The 20,553-nt window shown below is 74.8% G+C and carries 6 protein-coding genes; 1 reads left to right on the plus strand and 5 read right to left on the minus strand.

What is annotated here, in order from left to right; all coding sequences use genetic code 11:
* The first annotated feature begins 2 nt into the window (after positions 1 to 2).
* On the plus strand, positions 3 to 377 hold the full coding sequence (locus ACZ4SF_RS35490) for a roadblock/LC7 domain-containing protein (protein WP_468392732.1): 375 nt from the start codon (positions 3 to 5) through the stop codon (positions 375 to 377).
* 7 nt (positions 378 to 384) lie between these two features.
* Here ACZ4SF_RS35490 and ACZ4SF_RS35495 read toward each other — a convergent pair whose 3' ends face one another.
* The 5 genes from ACZ4SF_RS35495 to ACZ4SF_RS35515 all read right to left on the minus strand — a co-directional run bounded on the left by ACZ4SF_RS35495 (position 385) and on the right by ACZ4SF_RS35515 (position 20,458).
* Positions 385 to 978, minus strand: coding sequence for a hypothetical protein (locus tag ACZ4SF_RS35495; RefSeq protein WP_468392734.1), 594 nt, complete (start codon positions 976 to 978; stop codon positions 385 to 387).
* 97 nt (positions 979 to 1,075) lie between these two features.
* Positions 1,076 to 1,918: a MurR/RpiR family transcriptional regulator gene (locus ACZ4SF_RS35500; RefSeq protein ID WP_468392736.1), complete on the minus strand. Its 843-nt coding sequence runs from the start codon at positions 1,916 to 1,918 to the stop codon at positions 1,076 to 1,078.
* 360 nt (positions 1,919 to 2,278) lie between these two features.
* Positions 2,279 to 3,409, minus strand: a complete 1,131-nt coding sequence (locus ACZ4SF_RS35505; protein ID WP_468392738.1) for an acyl-CoA dehydrogenase family protein — start codon at positions 3,407 to 3,409, stop codon at positions 2,279 to 2,281.
* A 110-nt stretch (positions 3,410 to 3,519) separates the two neighbouring features.
* Entirely contained in the window at positions 3,520 to 10,854 is a 7,335-nt protein-coding gene (locus ACZ4SF_RS35510) for an amino acid adenylation domain-containing protein (RefSeq protein ID WP_468392740.1), read from the minus strand.
* A 25-nt stretch (positions 10,855 to 10,879) separates the two neighbouring features.
* On the minus strand, positions 10,880 to 20,458 hold the full coding sequence (locus ACZ4SF_RS35515) for a type I polyketide synthase (protein WP_468392742.1): 9,579 nt from the start codon (positions 20,456 to 20,458) through the stop codon (positions 10,880 to 10,882).
* Positions 20,459 to 20,553 lie beyond the last annotated feature (95 nt).

Genomic DNA, 20,553 nt, shown 5'->3' on the forward strand with positions numbered 1-20,553 from the left:
CCATGGCCAACACCGAGACCGCACTGAAGGAAGCCCTCACCTCCATCGAGGGGGCCACCGGCGTCGCGCTCGTGGACTACACCAGCGGGATGGCGCTGGGCACGATGGGCGGCAGCAAGAGCTTCGACCTGAACGTGGCCGCCGCCGGCAACACGGACGTGATCCGTGCCAAGATGCGCACGATGGAGATGCTGGGGCTCAAGGGCGGCATCGAGGACATCCTCATCACCCTGTCCGACCAGTACCACCTGATCCGCCTGCTGAGCAGCCGCGGCGGCAACGGCCTCTTCCTCTACCTGGTCCTGGACGCGAGCCGGGCCAACCTGGCGATGGCCCGGCACCAGCTGAAGAACATCGAGGCGGAGCTGGAGGTCTGACGAAGCCTCAGATCAGTGCCGCGGTACGGCGGCGGGCCCCGCCCGGGGCCGCGTCGCCGGCCGCGACGCCCGTACTCCGCAGGCCCTTCACGGCCTTGCCCGCCGGGCGTCCGCCGCGCCGGTCGAGCCAGTCGACGCGCACCCACAGCAGCGTCTGCCCGGCTCGCTCCAGCCGCCCGAGCCAGGCGGCCTTCAGCCGCAGCCCGGCGCCGAGCCCGGCCAGCAGCATCCCACCGGCCGCGGGCACCGCGAACGCGGAGCCGAACGCGACCACCCAGCCCAGCAGCAGCAACCAGCGGTGCCCCCGGCGCCAGACGCGCACGGTGACCGCCCTGTCCTGCAGCACGTCGTACTTGCCCGCGCGGGCCGCCCCACGTGCGAGAGCGGTGTACCGGCCGCGCCGGGCCGGCGCCACGACGGCCGCGCCGATCAGGAACAGCGCCGCTCCGGCCAGCACCCCGATCCGGCGCCCGGTCAGCCCCTCCGGTACGGCACCGATCCCGGCGGCGGCCACCCCGGACCACCACAGCGGCGCGGCCCCCGCCCGTACGACGACGGCCACCCGCGCCAGCCCCTGTCCTCCGCGTCCTCCGCGCGCCACGTCAGCCTCCCGCGTCACGTCTGCGCAAAGCGCCCTGTCTCGCAGGGAAGGTAACGGCAGAACGTGAGACGAGTCTGAGAGAGCGCGTCCGGGAGGGTCATTCCACGAACAGTCCGCGGGCCGCCGCTTGCGTGTCGAACTCCTCCAGGCGGGCCTGTGCGTCCGGCAGGTCGTCGCAGACCGCTTCCAGCAGCACCCGGCCGAGCAGCATCGGCGCGCACGCGGTGTCGAAGGCGAGGCCGGTGCCGACGGCGGCGGGCAGCAGCAGGTCGGAGTACTTGGCGACCGGCGCGAACGCGGAGTCGGCGACCGTGACGACGGTCAGGCCCGCGTCCTTGGCGTAGGCGAGGGTGTCCACGACCTCGCGGGGATGCCGGGGCAGGGCGAAGCAGAGCAGGGCGGTGGCGCCCGCGCGGACCGCGGCGTCGATACGGTCGTGGATCATCGTGCCGCCCTCGTTCAGCAGCCGGACGTCCGGGTGGACCTTGGCGGCGAAGTAGGCGAAGCCGTACGCCTGGGAGGCGGCGGCACGCAGGCCGAGCACCGGCAGCGGACGGGAGGCGGCGAGTATCCGGCCGGCCCTTTGCACCGGGCGCGGGTCGGCCAGCAGCTCGGCGAGGTGCTTCAGGTTCTCGATCTCGGCCTCGACGGCCTGCTGGTACTCGTTGAACGCGCCGGCCCCGGCGGCCGGCCCGGCGGGGACGACCTCCCGCAGGTGCTTGCGCAGGGCGGGGTAGCCGTCGAAGCCGAGGGCGACCGCGAACCGGGTCACCGACGGCTGGCTGACCCCCGCCAGCTCCGCCAGCTCCACGCTGGACAGGAAGGGCACGTCGGCGGCCCGGCGCACCATGCTGTGCGCGATCCGGCGCTGGGTCGGCGTGAGCCGGTGGCCCTCGAACAGCGTTTGCAGCCGGTTGGCCGGGCTGTCGGTCGCGCTCATGACGTACTCCCCCTCTGCGAGTGCTCGACGCCCCGGGAGAGTACAGCGCCGGGACGTTGACCGACACGGGCCGCCTATTCAGGGAGCGCACATCTGCATACCGTTATACAGCGTGGTGCGGGCAGGTCTCCAGGGCAGCTCACTACACCGATCAGGGGCCCGCGCCCCACGTACACGCCCCCGCCCCGTCGGTCACCGGCGCTGTGCGCGTCGCAGTGACGGCGCCGGTCGCACCCGAGACGTCCGCCGGCGTCTGAATCACCAGCGGGCGAGAGGCGCCCCTTTCGGAATGGGCTCACACGTGTGCGAGTGTGGTGCCGAATCCGGCGACTCTCACTTCCTACGTCGGCTCGCACACGTTCAGAGGTGGGGGGAGGCGGGGTCGCCGCCGAGTCGCAGGTCGCCGACGCCGTCGAGGATCTTCTCCGAGGACGCGACATGGCGGCCGGCCGTGATGAGGTCGCGCAGGCACCGGTCGAGCGGGGTCAGCTCGGTGTAGACCGCGGCCGATCCCACGGCGTCGTACAGCAGTTGGACGGCCTCCCGGCAGGCCCGGTGCGCGAACTGGCGGGCCAGGGCGGCCGTGCCGCGTTCCGGCGCCAGGCCCGCCGCCTGTGCCGCCCAGGCGTTCTCCAGCGTGGTGTACACGTAGGCGTCCGCGGCGCCGATCAGCGACTCGGCGTGCGCGAGGTCGGCAGGGACGCCCGGCCGGGGCAGCGCGGAACGCCTGGCGGCGAGGAGCTCCCGGGCCGCGTTCAGCGCGGACCTGGCGAGGCCCAGCGGTACGCCCGCCATCTTGAGGGCGAGGTTGTCGGCACGCAGGTGGAGCGGCTCCTGCCGGGAGCCGGACGGCCGAAGAGCGAACGTGTGCCGTTCCGGGACGAACAGCTCGGCGACCTCGAAGTCGTGGGAGCCGGTGCCGCGCAGTCCGGTGGTGTGCCAGGTGTCGACCACCCGGGCGTGCGCGGCGTCGAAGACGGCGATCCTCGGGGCGCCCTCCGGGGTCTGGAACCCCGCCATCACCCGGTCGGCGTGGGTGATCCCGCTCGCGGAGGTCCAGCGGCCCGACAGGACGTAGCCGTCGTCCCGCCGGACCGCACGCCCGGCCGGCGGCAGGACCGTCGCGGTGATCAGGTCCGGGTCCGGGTACAGCTCGGTGAACACCTCCACGGGCAGCGAGACCACGGCCAGCGCGGCGTTCAGCGCGACGGCCGCGCACCAGGCGACCGAGCCGTCGCCCTCCGCCAGCAGATCGACGGCCCGCGTGATCTCCGGCACGGTCATCTCGACTCCGCCCAGCGCCGGTGGCAGGGCGGCCCGCAGCAGGCCGGTGGCCTTCAGGCCGTCGAGGACGTCACCGGGTAGCCGGCCGCTCCGCTCGATCTCCGGCGCGCGCGACGGGAGGGTGGGGGCGTACGCCCGTACCCGGTCCATGACCGCGGCGACGGTGAGGCCCGGCTCGGCCCGGGTCGGCAGTTCCACGACGGTCATCCGGTCCTCCTGGTTCTGTTGCTTCTCTTGGTTCGGTGGGTTCGGCCGGTGCGGCAGGTGCCGCAGATGCGGCCGATGCGACCGATGCGACCGATGCGGGCAGGTTCCGGTCACAGGTCTTCCAGGGCCTTGCCCAGCTCGGCTGCCAGCGTCTGGAGGTTCGGCGAGCGCATGACGCTGTAGTGGTCGCCGGGTACGTCGATGCTTTCCGCCTGGTCGCCGAGGAGGTCCAGCCACTGCCGGGTGGTCGCGGGGGTGGCCCCGTCGATGGCCCGCAGCAGCCGGACCCTGCCCCGGTACGGGGCGGGCTCGTGCTCGGCCAGTGCGCGGCTGAGGCGCAGGAACCGGCCCGCGAGCCGCTCCAGGGTGGCGGCGTCGATGTCGTCCGGCAGGACGCCGGCGTGCCGGGCCCGCGTCAGCAGTTCCTGGACCGGGGACCGGTCACCCGTGGGCTCGAACTCGGCCGGCCCCGGGTTCCAGCCGCTTCCCGCCAGTCCGGCCAGGTCGCGGGCGAACCGGGCCAGCAGCGCCGCGTCGGAGGCGGGTTCGGCACGGCCGGGCGGTTCGAGCAGGTCCACGGCCGCGACCAGTTCCACCGTCTTGCCCCGTCCGGTGAGCAGGCGGGCGGTCTCCAGGGCGATGACGCCGCCCATCGACCAGCCGCCGAGCCGGTACGGGCCGTCCGGGAACCGTTCGGTGATCGCGTCGGCGTAGTGCGCGGCCAGGCCGGGCACGGTCTGCGGCGCTGGTTCGGTGTCGGGGTACTGGAGGGCGTGCAGCGGCTGGTCGTCGTCCAGGAGGGCGCCGAGTCCGGCGTAGCAGAGCACGTCGCCGCCGACCGGGTGGACGAGAAACAGGGGTGGCCGGGTCCCGGTCTCCCGCAGCGTGACCAGGGCCGCCCGGCCTTCGTCCCCGGGCCGGTCGCGCAGCACCTCGGCGAGCGAGGCGACGGTCGGCCGGGCGAGCAGCGTGGCCACCGGCAGCGACCGGCCGGTGTGCTGCCGGATCCGGGTCATCATCCGCACCGCGAGCATCGAGTCGCCGCCGAGGTCGAAGAAGTTCGCGGTGACGTCGATCCGCCCGCCGGCGGTCTCGAAGAACTCGGCCCAGATCCCGGCGAGGAGCTGTTCGGTCGCGTCGCGCGGTGCGACCGCCGCGCCGGAGCGCGGGGCCGTCTGTCCGGGCGACGGCAGACGGTGGCGGTCCACCTTGCCGTTGCCGGTCAGCGGCAGCTCGTCCAGCAGGACGACGCGGGCGGGCACCATGTAGCCGGGCAGTTCCCGGCCGAGCGCCTCGCGCAGCTCCTCCTCGGAGGTACCGGACACGGCGTACGCGACGAGCCGCCTGGGGCCGCCCCGCTCGCCCTCGGCCACCGCGGCCGCCGCGCGCACGTCCGGCCGGCGCAGCAGGGCCGCCTCGACCTCGCCGAGCTCGATCCGGTGCCCCTGGATCTTCACCTGGGAGTCCACGCGGCCCAGGAACTCGATGTCGCCATCCGGCAGATAGCGGCCGAGGTCACCCGTCCGGTAGAGCCGTTCTCCCGTCACGGGGTGGCGCAGGAACGCCGCGCGCGTCTTCTCCTCGTCCCCGAGGTAGCCGCGGGCCAGGCCGGCACCGGCGATGTACAGGTCGCCGGGGACCCAGACCGGACAGGGCCGCAACGCCTGGTCCAGCACGTGGAAACGCTGGTTCCGCATCGGCCTGCCGTACGGGATGCTCGTCCGGTCCGGGTCCACGTGGGTGATCGGGTACTGGATCGACCAGATGGACGCCTCGGTCGCGCCGCCCAGGCTCCAGACCCGCGCGGCCGGCAGGGCGGAGGCGATGGCTGCGGGGAGGGTCACGGGTATCCAGTCGCCGCTCATCATCACCACGCGCAGCGACGGCGGGCCGCCGAGGGCCCGGACGTGTTCGACGAACATGTCCATCAGCGCGGGGACGCTGTTCCAGACCGTCACCTGATGCCGGTTCACCAGGTCCAGCCATGCGGCCGGTTCACGCTGCGCCGACGCGTCGGGCAGGACCAGGGCGCCGCCGGCCGAGAGCAGGCCGAACACGTCGTAGACGGAGAGGTCGAAGTTGAGCGCGGACAGGGCCAGGACCCGGTCGCGTTCGGTCACTTCGAACCGGTCGTTGACGTCCTGGACGGTGTTGACCGCGCCGGCGTGCTCGATCATCACGCCCTTCGGGACCCCGGTGGAACCCGAGGTGAAGATGACGTAGGCGAGATCGTCCGGCCCGGCCGGGGAGGGGGGCAGGGGGCCGCTCGCACCGGTGTCCTCCGGTTCGGTGTCGACGTGCAGGGTGTGGGTGCCGTCCGGCAGGTCGAGTCCGTCCGCGAGCGCCGACCGGGTCAGCACCAGCTCGATGCCGGCGGTCTCCACGATCGTCCGGAGTCGGCGGCCGGGCACGGCGGCGTCCACGGGCACATAGGCGGCCCCGGTCTTGAGGATGCCGAGCGCCGCGACGACCTGCTCCCAGCTCTTGTCCATCACGATGCCGACGAGCACGCCCGGACCCGCGCCGCGCTCGAGGAGCCACCGGGCGATCCGGTCGGAGCGGCGGTCGACCTCACCGTAGTCGAGGGTCCGCGCGGCGGTGATGACGGCGGGCGCGTCCGGCCGGCTCCCGGCCTGCCGCAGGAACCCGTCGTGCAGCAGCTCGCAGGGGAGGGGGGCGTCCGTGGCGTTGACGGCCCGCCGCAGCTCCAGGTCGGCCACCGGCGCGAGCACGGTCGGCGGGCGACGCCACGCCGCCTCGCCGCACAGGTCACGCACCAGGTCCAGATAGGCGTCCCACATCCCGTCGACGACGCCGTCGGGGAACATCTCCTCCACCACGTCCCAGTTGAGGACCAGTTCCCCGGCCTCCTCCAGGGCCTGGTGGTCGAGCCACACCTGCGGTGTCCGGACCGAGCTGGACGCCAGCGTGCCGGAGGCGCCGAGGGTGGTCAGGGCCGTGAGTGCGCCACGCTCACCGCCGTCCTGCCCCGAGAAGCCGATCGTGCTGGTGAAGACCACGGGCATGCCCGCCAGGCCGGTGCCGCCCCGGGCGCGGTTGAGCTCGCGCAGCACCTCTACGCCGCTGACGTGTCCGTGTTCGAGGTCGGTCATCAACTGGTTCTGCAACCGCGTGGCGCCCGAGGTGAAGTCCACGCCGGGGGCGGCGTCGACCTCCAGCAGGGTGGTCGCGCTGAGGTTTCCGATGATTCTGCCGACGTCGTCGTGCAGCGGCCGCCGGTTGAACGCCAGCAGGTTGAGCGTGAAGCGCGGCGAGGCGCTCCAGGCGCCCAGCACCTGCGCGTACGCGGTACACAGGGCGGCCGAGGGCGAGATGCCCGCCGCGGCGGCATGGTCCTTGAAGCGCTGCCACGCCCCGGGCTCGATCCGGCCCGTGCGGTGGGTGAACACCGGCCGCCGTGGCGCGGGTCCCGGGCGCAGCGGCAGGCGGGGCGCGGGCGGGAGGGAGGCGGTACGGGCCTGCCAGTAGGCGAGCGACTTCTCACGCTGCGCGGCATCCGTCCGGGCGGCGGCGAGCACGTAGTCGCGGTACGTGACGGCGGGGGCGGGCGCCGTGGGCGTCCCGGAGCGGTAGGCCTGCGCCCATTCCCGGAACAGCAGCCCGGAACTGCGGCCGTCCACGATCAGCGCGTCGAAGTTGAGGTGCAGCCGGGTCGTGCGCGCGTCGAGCAGGGTCGCCCGGACGTCGAACAGCGGCCAGACCTCGGTGTCGAAGACCTGGTGGCGCATCTCCTCGTGGATCTCCGCCAGCCGGCGGGACCGTTCGGCGTCGTCGCACGTCCGCAGGTCGACCGTGGCGATCCGGTACTCGGGGACCTCGGCGAGCACCCGCTGGTGACCGTCCCTGGACACGACCGCGCGGAGCATGTCGTGCCGGTCGACGAGGTGCCGGAAGGAGACGGCGAGCCGGTCGAGGTCGGTCTCCTCGAGGTCGATCTCGACGAGGAAGGAGGTGGATACGTTGCCCAGCTCGAAGGCGTCGGTACGGCCGACCAGGTAGGCCTGCTGGAGGTCGGTGAGCGGGAACGGCTCGTGGCGGGCCGCGGGGTCGGCGACCAACGTCGTCCCGGGCTCCCCGGTCGCTGACTCGCCGGTCCCCGGCTCCTCGGTCCCGGGCTCCCCGGTCCCGGGCTCCCCGGTCCCGGTCTCCCCGGTCCCGGGCTCCCCGGTCCCGGGCTCCCCGGTCCCGGACGCCTCGGCGGTACGGTCCGCGCCGCCGCGGACCGTCTGGACGGTGCGCGCGAGCTCGGCGACGCTCCGGCCGTCCAGCAGCTCGGGCAGCGGGACGTCGACGCCGAGCCGCCGGGCGAGGGTCTGCCGGATGTCCATCGCGATCAGCGAGTCGATGCCCAGGCTCCGCAGCGGCAGGTGCAGGTCGTCACCGGCGACGGCCGCGCCGCGCGCCCGGCCGACGATGCCTACCACCTGCTCGGCGGTGTTACCGGTCCCGGGTGCGGCCGGCGTGCGGGGGCCGGGCGCGGTGGGTGCGTGGGATCCGGGTACGGCAGGTGCGTGGGAGCCGGGCGCGGCAGGTGCGTGGGAGCCGGACGCGGTAGGTGCGGGGGTTCCGGACGCGGTAGGTGCGGGGGTTCCGGGCGCTGCCGGTGCCTGCATTCCTGGCGCGGCCGGCGTGTTGATTCCGAGTGCGGCCGGTGCGTTGACTGCGGGTGCGGCCTGCGCGTTGGTTCCGAGTGCGGCAGGCGCGTTGACCGCGGGCGCGGCCTGCGCGTTGGTTCCGGATGCGGCAGGCTCGGCCGCACCGGGCACCGCTTCCAGGCGTACGCCCTCGGCGAGCGCCACGGGCTTGCCGTCGGCGCCGACCAGCCGGACCTGCGCGACCAGAGGCCCGCCGTGAGACGGTGCCTGTTCCCGGCGGACGTCTCCCGTCCAGAGCCAGTAGCGCTCGCGCTGGAACGGGTATCCGGGCAGGGCGGTGGGCGGCCCGGCGGGCTCGCCGTGCACGCGCGTCCAGTCGATCCGGACGCCTCGGGTGTACAGCGCGCCGAGGCTGTCGAGCAGAGTGCGCCGGGCGTCCTCGCCCTCGCGCAGCGACGGCAGGAACGCGGCGTGCTCGGCCGTCCGGACCTGGTCGAGGAGCGGCGAGCCGGGCCCGATCTCCACGAAGCTCCGATGGCCGTCGCGCAGCAGCGCGGCGATCCCGTCGGTGAACCGCTCCGGCTCGGCGGCGTCCGCCGGAGTCCGGGCCGCCGACCGCAGCGCGTCCTCCAGGGGCAGCGTGCCCGTGACGCACGCGGCCACCAGCTCGCCGGTGCCGTGGCCGAGGACGGCGGCGGGCTCCACGCCCCACGACCGCCACAGCTCGGCGAGCGCGTACGCGACGGCGAACGGCGAGGGCCGGCCGCCGGACGCCTCGGTGTACCGGTCCGCCTCGCGAGGGGAGACCGGATCCGACGTGGCCGGTCCAGCGGCCGCCTCTGCGCACCGGTCCAGGGCACGGCGGAAGACCGGCTCGGACTCGGCCAGCCTGACGGCCGCGTCGGCGTACCCCGGGTCCGGGCGGCCGGTGAAGAGGAACACCGGACCACGGCTGGTCTCCGGGGCCCGCGCGCCGACGCGGACGCCGGGCGGCGGCGCCTCGTGCGGGCGCGTCCGGGTGAGCAGATCCCGCAGTTCGGCGCGCGAGGACGCGACGGCCGTGAGCCGGTGCGTGAAGTGCGCCCGCCCGAGGCTCGTGGTGCGGCAGATCGACGCGAGGGGAGCACCGTCGGCACCGTCGGCGAGCAGCTCCGCGTAGCGCGCGGTGAGGTCGGCGAGCGCGGCCGGTGTCTTGGCCGACAGGGTCAGCAGACGCGGCCCGTCCTGCCCGGCGGGCCGGACCTCCGTGCCGGACCGGACCTCCTCGCCCGACCGAACCTCCGTGCCGGACCGCACCCCCGAGCCGGACAGAACCTCCGAGCCCGACCGCACCCCCGAGCCGGACAGAACCTCCGAGCCCGACGGGACCCCCGAGCCGGACCGGACATGCTCGCCCGACCGGACATGCTCACCCGACCCGGCATGCTCCCCGGACGGCGCCTCGTCGGGGACGGCCGGAGCTTCTTCGATGATCACGTGTGCGTTGGTGCCGCTGATGCCCTGTGAGGACACCGCAGCGCGCTTCGGCCCCGGCGTCCCGGGCCACGCGGTCTCCTCGGCGACCAGCTCGACCGCGCCCGCCGACCAGTCGACGTGCGGAGTGGGCTCGTCCACGTGCAGGGTGGCGGGGAGCCTGCCGTGCCGCATCGACAGCACCGTCTTCATGACCCCGGCGACACCCGCCGCCGCCTGGGAGTGGCCGATGTTGGGCTTCAGCGAGCCGAGCCGCAGCGGCTGGTCCCGGTCACGGCCGTAGGCGGCCAGCAGGGCGCGGGCCTCGATCGGGTCGCCGAGCGGGGTACCGGTGCTGCTCGCCTCCACCACCTGGATGTCGCCGGGCGACAACCGCGCGTCCTCCAGCGCCTGCCGGATGACCCGCTGCTGCGCCGATCCGCTCGGTGCGGTGAAGCCGTTGCTGGTGCCGTCCTGGTTGACCGCGCTGCCGCGCACCACGGCCAGCACGGGGTGACCGAGCCGCCTCGCGTCCGACAGCCGTTCCACCAGCAGCACGCCCACGCCCTCGGAGAACCCGCTGCCCGCGGCGGCGGCCGAGAACGGGCGGCACCGGCCGTCCGGTGACAGGCCCTGCATGCGGGTGAACTCGGTGAACAGCTGCGGTGTGGCCATGATCGTCGCGCCGCCGGCCAGCGCCATCGTGCATTCGCCGCGGCGCAGCGACTGGACGGCCAGGTGCAGTGCGACCAGAGAGGACGAGCAGGCCGTCTCCACGGTGATCGCCGGGCCGCGCAGGCCGAGCGCGTAGGAGATCCGGCCGGAGGCGACGCCGCCCGCCGTCCCGGTCGTCAGGAAGCCCTCGGCCTCCTCGGGCAGGTCGCCGCGCCCCTGCCCGTAGTCGCTGCAGGAGAGCCCGGTGAACACGCCGGTCTCGGTGTCGCGCACCGACTCCGGGTCGATCCCGGCGTCCTCGAAGGCCCGCCAGGCGGTCTCCAGCAGCAGCCGCTGCTGCGGGTCCATGGCCAGGGCCTCACGCGGGCTGATGCCGAAGAAGCCGGCGTCGAAGTCGGCCGCGTCGTAGAGGAAGCCGCCGGAGCCCGTCACGCTCCGGCCGCCGCCGGCGGGGTCGTACAGGCCGTCGTCCCAGCCGCGGTCGCGCGGGAACGCGCCGACGGTCTCCCCGCCCTCGGCCAGCAGCCGCCACAGGGCGGCCGGCGAGTCGACCCCGCCCGGGTACCGGCAGGCCATGCCGACGATCGCGATCGGCTCGCGGTCACCGTCCTCCAGCTCGCGCAGGCGCTCGCGTGCCTGGTGCAGGTCGAGGGTGAGCCGCTTGAGATATCCGAGCAGCTTCTCGTTCGATTCTGATCCCATGACGGATCGGTCCTCCGTAGGCGGGTCAGGAGCCGGAGAGCTCGCGGTCGATGAAGTCGAGCAGTTCCTCGGCGGTCGCGGCTTCGACGAGCGCCGCCACGTCCGTTCCGAGGTCCCCGAAGGCGTCCTCCGGGGCGGCCGGTACCTCCTCGGGCGGTACGAGTCCGGTGTCCAGGACGGTGACCAGCTCGGGCAGCGTCGGCGCCTCGAACAGCAGGGTGAGGGGGAGTTTGAGGTCCGTCGCCGTGTTGAGGCGGTTGCGGAACTCGACCGAGGTGAGCGAGTCGAAGCCCAGCTCGCCGAACGGCCTGTCGTCCGGGATCGCCTCGGGCCGGGAGCCCAGGACGGCGGCCATGTGGGTCCGGATCAGGTCCGCCAGGATCCCGGCCCGTTCGGCGGCGGTCAGCCCGGTCAGCTCCTCCCGCAGCGGCCGGTGCCGCCGCTGTCCGGGCACGTGCGCGGGCCGGCCCGGGCCGGCGGCGGCCACGATCTGGCGAAGCACCGGCGGCAGGTCCGTTCCGAGGCCGCGCAGGACCTCGCGGTTGAGCCGGGCGGGCACGAGGACGGCGTGCGCCGACGGCAGTGCCGCCTCCAGCAGGGCCAGGCCGTGCTCGGGGGCCGTCTCCACGAGCCCCGCCCGGGCGAAGCGGGCGCGGTCGGCGGGGGTGAGGGCGCCCATCATGCCGTCCGGGTCGTCCCACAGGCCCCAGGCCAGCGCGAGGGCGGGCATCCCCTGCGCGCGGCGGTGCCGGGCGAGCGCGTCGAGGAACGCGTTGGCGGCGGTGTAGCCGCCCTGTCCGGCGCCGCCGAGCGTCCCCATGACCGAGGAGACCAGGACGAACGCGGTGAGCGGGTGGCCCGCGGTCAGCTCGTGCAGATGCCAGGCGCCGTCGGCCTTGACCCGCATCACCCGGTCGATCTGCCCGGGGGTGAGCGAGGTGACCGGCGCATCGTCCACCACGCCCGCGGCGTGCACCACGGCGGTCAGCGGGTGCCGGCCGGGGACGGCTTCGATCATCGCGGCTACGGCGTCCCGGTCGGCGACGTCCACGGCCGCGAAGCTCACCTCGGCGCCGAGCCCGTTCAGCTCGGACGCCAGCCCGGCCGCTCCGGGCGCGTCACCGCCGCGGCGTCCGGCCAGCAGGAGCCGTCGTGCGCCGTGTTCGGTGACCAGGTGCCGTGCGATGGCCCGGCCGATGGCGCCGGTACCGCCGGTGATCAGGACGGTTCCGTCCGGGTCGAGGAGCGGCGGGACGGTGAGCACGACCTTGCCGACGTGGGTCCCCTGGCGCAGCAGCCCGAAGGCTTCCGGTGCGTGCCGGACGTCCATGTCGGTGACGGCGGGCCAGGTGAACGCGCCCTCGGTGAACAGCTCGACCGCTCGGTGCAGGAGGCGGCCGAGGTGCTCGGGCGGCAACTGGAGGAGGTTGGACGCCTGGTAGCGGGCACCGGGATGGGTGACGGCCACCTCGGCCGGGTCGCGCGGATCGGTCCTGCCCAGTTCGACCAGGAGCCCGCCGGGACGCAGCAGCCGCAGGGACTCGTCGACGAGTTCACCGGTCAGCGAGTTCAGCACGACGGCCATGCGCCGGCCGTCCGCGCCGAAGCGGGTCCCGAATCCGGGCTCGCGGGACGAGGCGAGGTGGTCGTCGTCGACGCCGAGGGCGCGCAGGGCGGGCCACTTGGCGGGACTCGCGGTCGCGTAGACCTCCGCGCCCAGGTGCCGGGCCAGCTGGACGGCGGCCATGCCGACGCCGCCCGCCCCGGCGTGGATCAGGACGGGGTCGCCCGGGCGCACGCCGCCCAGTTCGGTCAGGGCGTGCAGGGCGGTCATGTGGGCGACCGGTACGGCGGCGGCCCGGGTGAACGACCAGCCGTCGGGGATCTTGACGAGGGTGCGCTGGTCGGCGTGGGCCAGTGTGCCGAACGCGGCGGGGAACAGGCCCATCACCCGGTCGCCGGCGGCCAGGCCGGTGACACCGGGCCCGGTCGCGGTGACCACGCCGGCGCCTTCCAGGCCGAGCGGGCCGGGGTCGCCGGGGTGCATGTCGAGCGCGCCCAGGACGTCGTGGAAGTTGAGCCCGGCGGCGCGGACCGCGATCCGGACCTGGCCGGGGCCGGGTTCGGAGGCGGCCTCGGGGCAGGGCCGTAGCTCCAGCGCGGTGAGGGTGCCGCGTTCGGGGATGTCCAGGCGCCAGGCGGGCGCGTCCTCGGGGACGCGGAGCGCCGGGTCCCCCACCGCGGACACGAGCCGGGGCACCAGGACGGCGCCGCCACGGACCGCCGTCTGGTTCTCGTCCGGCGCCAGTGCCGCGGCCGGGACCTCGGTGGCGTCGGGAGCGAGGTCGACCAGGGCGAACCGGCCCGGGTGCTCGACCTGTGCCGTCCGCACCAGGCCCCAGACCGCGGCCTGCGCGAGGTCCCGGACGGTCTCGCCGGGCCGTACGGCGACGGCCCCGCGGGTCACCAGCACCAGGCGGGACCCGGCGAGCCGGTCCTCGGCAAGCCATCGGCCGAGCAGGTCCCGCGTCCGCCGGACCGCGTTCCCGGCCGCTGTCGCCGGGTCGGTCTCGTCCTCGCCGGCGGGGCAGGCCACGACGGCGTGCGCGGGTGGCCCGGCCGCCGCGAGCAGCGTGTCCGGGAGGGTGGCGTCCCACGGGACGGGCACCTGTCCGGCCGGTGTTGCGGCCGTCGGCCCGGACAGCGGTTCCCAGCCCAGTGCGAACAGGGAGCCACGCGCCACGGCGGCGGGATCGGCCGGGCGGCCGACCGCGACCGGGCACAGTTCCAGCGACTCGACGAGCCCCGCCGGGTCTCCCGAGGCGTCGCGCAGGGTCAGGACGAGGCCTCCGTCCGCGGCGGTTGCCGCGTGCATCCGCAGGGACGCGCGGCCCCCGGCACCGGACCCGGCACCGAACAGGGACACTCCGCGCCAGCGCAGCGGCTGCATGCGCCGGCCCTCGCGGCCCGTGGCGTCGGCGATCAGGCCGTGCAGGGACGCATCGAGCAGGGCGGGGTGCAGGTGGTAGGCCCCGGCGTTCGTGGCCTCCGGCTCGGGCAGGACGGCCTCGGAGTACTGCTCGCCGTCGCGTCGCCAGGCGGCTCGCAGCCCCTGGAACACCGGCCCGTGCTCGTACCCGTGCAGGCCGAGGTCCTCGTACGTGCGGGCCGGCGACACCGGCGTCGCGCCGGCCGGCGGCCAGTCCAGGGGGGCCGGTTCCGTGGCCGTGCCGGGGCCGAGGGTGCCGGTGGCGTGCTCGATCCACTCTCCGCCGGTCACCCGGCCCGATATCCGGCAGGTCCTCAGCCCGGCGCCGTCCTCGGCCGCCACCCGGACGCGCAGGTCGACGGCGCCGTCCTCCGGGAGTTCCATCGGCGCGGAGACCGTCAGTTCCTCGATCCGTGCCGTGCCGGCACTCGCGCCCGCGTGCAGGGCCATCTCCAGGAACGCGGTGCCCGGTACGACGACCGTCCCCGACAGGGCGTGGTCGGCCAGCCAAGGATGGGTGCGGGTCGAGAGCCGCCCGGTGAACACCGTCTCGCCGTCGCCGAGATCGACGGCCGCGCCGAGCAGGGGATGGCCGGCCGGGGCCTGGCCGAGGTCGGCCGTACCGGACGGCCCGGCCGTGCCCGTGAGCCAGTAGCGGCGGCGCCGGAAGGGGTAGGTGGGCAGGGCGAGCAGGTCGGCGTGGCCGGCGGCCGTTCCGGTGAGCCGTTCCCATGCGATGGGCAGGCCCTGGACGTAGGCCTCGGCGGCGGAGGTGAGGAACCGGCGCAGGCCGCCTTCGTCGCGGCGCAGCGAGCCGGTGACGATCCCGTCGGCGCCGGCCTTCTCGAGGATCTGGCCGATGCTGCCGGTCAGCACCGGGTGCGGGCCGACCTCGACGAACGTGGTGTGGCCGGACGCGATGAGCGCCTCGACGGCTTCCTGGAAGCGCACGGTGTGCCGCAGGTTCCGGTACCAGTAGGACGCGTCCAGCTCGCCGCCGTCCTGCCAGTCGGCGGTGACCGAGGACATCAGCGCGATCTCGCCGGTACGCGGCGCCAGCGACGCCAGCTCGGCCAGGAGCTTGTCGCGGACCGGTTCGACCGACGGGGAGTGCGAGGCGAAGGCGGCAGGGACCACGCGGGCGTTGACGCCCTCGGCCTGGTAGGTGCCGACCAGCTCGGCGATCGCGTCCGGGGCTCCGGCCACGGTGGTGGTGGCCGGTCCGTTGACCGCGGCGACGCTCAGCGCGCCGAGTCGTTCCCGCACCCGCTCCGCGGGCAGCGGGATCGCGGCCATCGCCCCCTTGCCCATCAGTTCGACGGCCATGCTGCTGCGCAGCGCGATGGTGCTGGCGCCGTCGTCGAGGGACAGCGCCCCTGCCACGACGGCGGCGGCGATCTCGCCCTGGGAGTGGCCGACCACGGCGTCCGGGACGAGCCCGGCCGACCGCCACAGCTCGGCCAGTGACACCATCACGGCCCACAGCGCGGGCTGCACGACGTCGACCCGGTCGAGCAGGGGCGCCCCGTCCAGGACGTCGGCCAGCGACCAGTCGATGTACGGCGCGAGCGCGCGCTCGCACTCGGCCAGGCGGGCGGCGAAGACGGGGGATTCGGTGGCGAGCGCCGATGCCATGCCCCGCCACTGGCCGCCCTGTCCGGGGAAGACCAGAACGGTCCGGCCGGGCTCGCCCGCGCGGCCGGTGACGACACCGGGGGCCTGTTCGGCGCGGGCCAGCGCCTCCAGGGCCCGGTCGGCCTCCTGCCCGTCACGGGCGATCACCACGGCGCGCTCGTCGAGGGACGCCCTGGCGGTCAGGGCCGGTGCCGCGCCGACCGGGTCGAGCGGCTCGGCGGCCAGTGCCCGGGCCCGCTCCCGCAGCGCCTGCGGTGTCCGGGCCGACAGGACGACCGGCACCACGGGCGGCCGCACCGGTTCCCCGGCGGTCGTGGCCTCGGCCGGCGGCTCCGCGAGGATCACGTGCGCGTTGGTGCCGCTGATGCCGAACGAGGAGACGCCGCCGCGCCGGGGCTCACCGGTCTCCGGCCAGGGACGGGCCTCGTGCAGCAGGGCCACCGAGCCGGACGTCCAGTCCACGTGCGGGGACGGCTCGTCGACGTGCAGCGTGGCGGGCAGGGTCGCGTTCCGGATGGCCTGCACCATCTTGATGACGCCGCCGACGCCCGCCGCCGCCTGCGCATGTCCGATGTTGGACTTGAGGGACCCCAGCCACAGCGGCCGGTCCCGGTCCCTCCCGTACGCGGCCAGCAGCGCGTTGGCCTCGATGGGGTCGCCGAGTGCGGTGCCCGTCCCGTGCGCCTCCACGGCGTCGACCTGCTGCGGGGCGAGCCCGGCATCGGCGAGAGCGTCCGCGATGACGCGCTGCTGGGCGACGCCGCTCGGCGCGGACAGCCCGTTGGAGGCGCCGTCGGAGTTGACGGCGCTTCCGGCGACGACCGCCAGCACGGGGTGGCCGTTGCGGCGGGCGTCCGAGAGCCGTTCCACGACGAGCATGCCCGCGCCCTCGCCCCACCCGGTGCCGTCCGCCTGGGCGGAGAAGGCCTTGCAGCGGCCGTCGGCGGCCAGTACCCGCTGGCGGGACAGCTCCACGAACATGCCGGGGGTCGCCATGACCGTGACCCCGCCGGCCAGGGCCAGCGAGCACTCTCCTCCCCGCACGGCCCGCACCGCCTGGTGCAGCGCGACCAGCGACGCCGAGCATGCGGTGTCCACGGTCAGCGCGGGTCCGTTGAGGCCGAGGACATAGGCGATCCGCCCGGAGATGACGCTCGCGCTGGTGCCGGTCAGCAGATGACCCGCGACGCCGTGCCCGGCCGTTTCCATGCTCGGCCCGTAGCCGGAGTGCATCGCCCCGGCGAACACGCCGGTCCGGCTGCCCGCCAGCGTCGCCGGATCGATCCCGGCGCGCTCCAGCGCCTCCCACGCGACCTCCAGGAGGAGCCGCTGCTGCGGGTCCATGGCGAGGGCTTCGCGCGGGCTGATCCCGAAGAACTCCGCGTCGAAGTCCGTCACGTCCCGCACGAAGCCGCCCCGGCGGACGTAGGACGTGCCGATCCGTTCCGGATCCGGATGGTGCAGCGTCGCCAGATCCCAGCCGCGGTCGTCGGGGAAGTCGCCGGTGGCATCGGTTCCGCTGTCGACCAGGCTCCACAGGTCCTCGGGCGAGCGGACCCCGCCGGGGAACCGGCAGGCCATGCCGACGACGACCACGGGGTCGCCGGCTTCGTCGGTGTTGCCGGGGTCGCCGGCGTTCTCGGGGGCGCCGGGGTTCTCGGGGGCGCCGGCGTTCTCGGGGGCGCCGGCGTTCTCGGGGTCGCTGGTGTTCTCGGGGGCGCCGGGGTGTGCCTGCTCCCGCACGGCAGCCGGGGAACCGCCGGTGCACGCGCCCGCCTTCAGCTCACCGATCGCAGTGGCCAGGGCGGCCGGGCTCGGGTGGTCGTACGGGACGGTGCTCTCCAGGTTCAGCCCCGTCGCGGCCGACAGCCGGTCGCGTAGTTCGAGCGTCATGGCCGAGTCCAGGCCCATCTCCCGGAACGTCCGGCCGGGCCGGACGTCACCGGCCGACTCTGCGCCCAGCACGACCGCCGTGACGCTACGGACCAGCTCCAGCACCGATCCCCTGTCGCCGGCCGGGGAAGGGGACGGGACCGGAGACGGGACTCCGGCCGGGGACAGGGCCGAGGCCGGGGAAGGGGAGAGGGAGGGGGAGGGGGAGGCAGCCGAGGCCTGGGACGGGGAAGGGGAGGGGGCCTGAGAAGGGGAAGGAGCCGAGGCCTGGGACAGGGCGGGAGCCGAGGTCTGGGCCGGGGCAGGGGACAGAGCGTTCGCCGGGGACAGAGCATCGGCCGGTGACAGAGCGGGAGCCTGCGCCGAGGACGAGGTGGGAACCTGCGCCGAGGACAGGGCCGGAGCCTGCGCCGAGGACAGGGCCGGAGCCTGCGCCGAGGACGAGGTGGGGGCCGGCGTCGTGTCGGGCATCTGCTCGGTGACCCCGGGCATCCCGGACGGCCAGCAGGAGCGGCGCTGGAACGGGTAGGTCGGCAGGTCGGTCAGCGGTGCCGCGCCGGGCAGCAGTGCCGCCCAGTCCACCGCGACGCCGCGCACGAAGGCCTCGGCCGCCGCCGTGAGGAACCGGTGACGGTCCCCGTGGCCGCGCCGCAGCGTGCTCAGCGCGGCGCCGTCCCCACCGTGCGCGTCGATCGTCTGCCGGATGCCCATCGCCAGCACCGGATGCGGGCTGATCTCCAGGAACGTCGAGTGGCCCGAGTGCAGCAGTTCCTCGACGGCCGGTCCGAACCGCACCGGCTCGCGCAGGTTGCGGTACCAGTACCCGGCGTCCAGTTCGGCGGTGTCGATCGGTGCGGCGGTGACGGTCGAGTGGAACGGCACGCCGATGGAGCGCGGGACGATCCCGGCGAAGGCGCCGAGCAGTTCCTCGCGCAGTTCCTCGACGGCCGCGCTGTGCGAGGCGTAGTCGATCCGGAGCCGCCGGGTCCGCACCTCCTGCCCGTAGTGGGCGGCCAGTGCGTCGAGCGCGGCCCCCGGACCCGCGACCACCGTGTGCGCGGGGCCGTTGACCGCCGCGACCGACAGCGAGGCCGCCACCGCCGCGAGGTCCCGCCGCACCCGTTCGGCAGGAAGCTCCACCGACAGCAGTCCGCCGCGGCCCGCGATCCGGTTCAGCACCCTGCTGCGCAGGGCCACGATCCGCGCGCCGTCCTGCAGCGACAGGGCACCCATGGCGGTGGCGGCGGCGATCTCGCCCTGCGAGTGGGCCACCACGGCGGCCGGTTCCACCCCGGCCGAGCGCCACAGCGCGGCCAGCGACACCATCACCGCCCACAACGCGGGCTGGATCACCTCGTCGCCGTCCAGCGGCGGCGCACCGGGGGCACCGCGCAGGACATCGAGGAGCGACCAGTCGACGTGCGGGCGCAGAGCGTCGGCACACGCGCCGATCCGCTCGGCGAACACCGGTGCGGTGTCGATCAGTTCCGCTGCCATGCCCGCCCACTGCGAGCCCTGGCCGGGAAAGACGAAGACCGGCCGGACCGGCGGCCCCTCGTGCCGGCCCTCCACCACGGCCGCCGACGGCTGCCCGGCCGACCGTGCCCGAAGTCCGGCGAGGAAGCCGTCCCTGTCGTGTGCGACGACGACGGCGCGGTGCTCGAACACGGTGCGTGTGACGCCCAGGGACCGGGCCACCGAGGCCACGCCCAGCTCCGGACGCTCCTCCACATGGGCGCGCAGCCGTGCCGCCTGGTCACGCAGCGCGGACTCGTCCCGCCCCGACAGGACCCAGGGCAGCGCCCCGGCGTCGGTCTCGCCGCCGGCACGTTCCGCGTCCTGCCAGTCCGACAGAATCACGTGGCAGTTGGTGCCGCCGATCCCGAACGAGCTGACTCCCGCCACCAGCTGCCCCTCCGGCACCGGCCAGGCACGGGTCTCGGTGTTCACCCGCAGGCGCAGCTCGTCGAGGGGGATCCGCTCGCCGGGCCCGGAGTGGTTCAGGCTGGGGACGAGTTCGCGCTCGCCGACGCACAGGACGGCCTTGATGAACCCGGCGATCCCGGCCGCGCCCTCCAGATGACCGATGTTCGTCTTCACCGACCCGACCAGGAGCGGGGCGTCCTCGGTGCGGGCCGCGCCCAGCGTCGCACCGAGCGCGGCGGCCTCGACCGGGTCGCCGGCCCGTGTCCCCGACCCGTGCAGCTCGACGTACCGGACCTCGCCCGGTTCGACGCCCGCGTCGGCACAGGCGGCGAGCAGCACCCGCTCCTGCGACGCACGGCCCGGCGTCGGCAGCGTCTCGGTGGCACCGTCGTTGTTCAGGGCACTGCCGCGGATCACGGCATGTATGCGGTCGCCGTCCCGGACGGCGGCTTCCAGCAGCTTGAGGACGACGATCCCGCCGCCCTCGCCGCGGACGTAACCGTTGGCGCGAGCGTCGAAGGTGAAGCAGCGTCCGTCGGCCGACAGCGTTCCGGCCCGCTCCAGGGCGAGGGTGCTCTGTGGTGCGAGGATCAGGTTCACCCCGCCGGCCAGGGCCAGTTCGGACTCGCCGTTCCGCAGGCTCGCGCACGCCAGGTGCACGGCGGCCAGCGACGACGACTGCCCGCAGTCCACCACCAGACTCGGCCCGTTCAGGCCCAGGGTGTAGGAGATCCGGTTGGCGATCACACCGCGCTGCAGCCCGGTGAGCGTGTGCCCGGTCACCGCGTCGGGACCCAGGCCGTGCAGCAGGGTCGCGAAGTCGTCGGCTATCGCTCCGAGGAACACGCCGGTCCGGCTGTTCGCGAGGTCGCCCGGCAGGGTCCTGGCGTCCTCGAGGGCCTCCCAGGCCAGTTCGAGGGCCAGCCGCTGCTGCGGGTCCATGCTTGTGGCCTCACGTCGTGAGACACCGAAGAACTCGGGGTCGAACCCGTCCACCCGGTCGAGGAATCCGCCGCGTGCCGGGCCCCGGCCGCCGCGCCGGCCGGTGATCGCGTCGCCGCCGCCGCGCAGCAGCCGCCAGAACGCGTCCGGCCCGTCCGCCTGCGGGAACCGGCAGCCGATGCCGACGACCGCGATCGCGCGTGAAGGGAGATCACGCATGCCGTGACCAGCCATTTCCATCGTTGATGCACCCCCGTGTTCGTGCCGAATCGGTGTCCCCGGGACGGGGCGTGGACGTTGGCGAAGTCGGTCCA

The sequence above is a fragment of the Streptomyces sp. NPDC027663 genome (genome assembly GCF_055566415.1).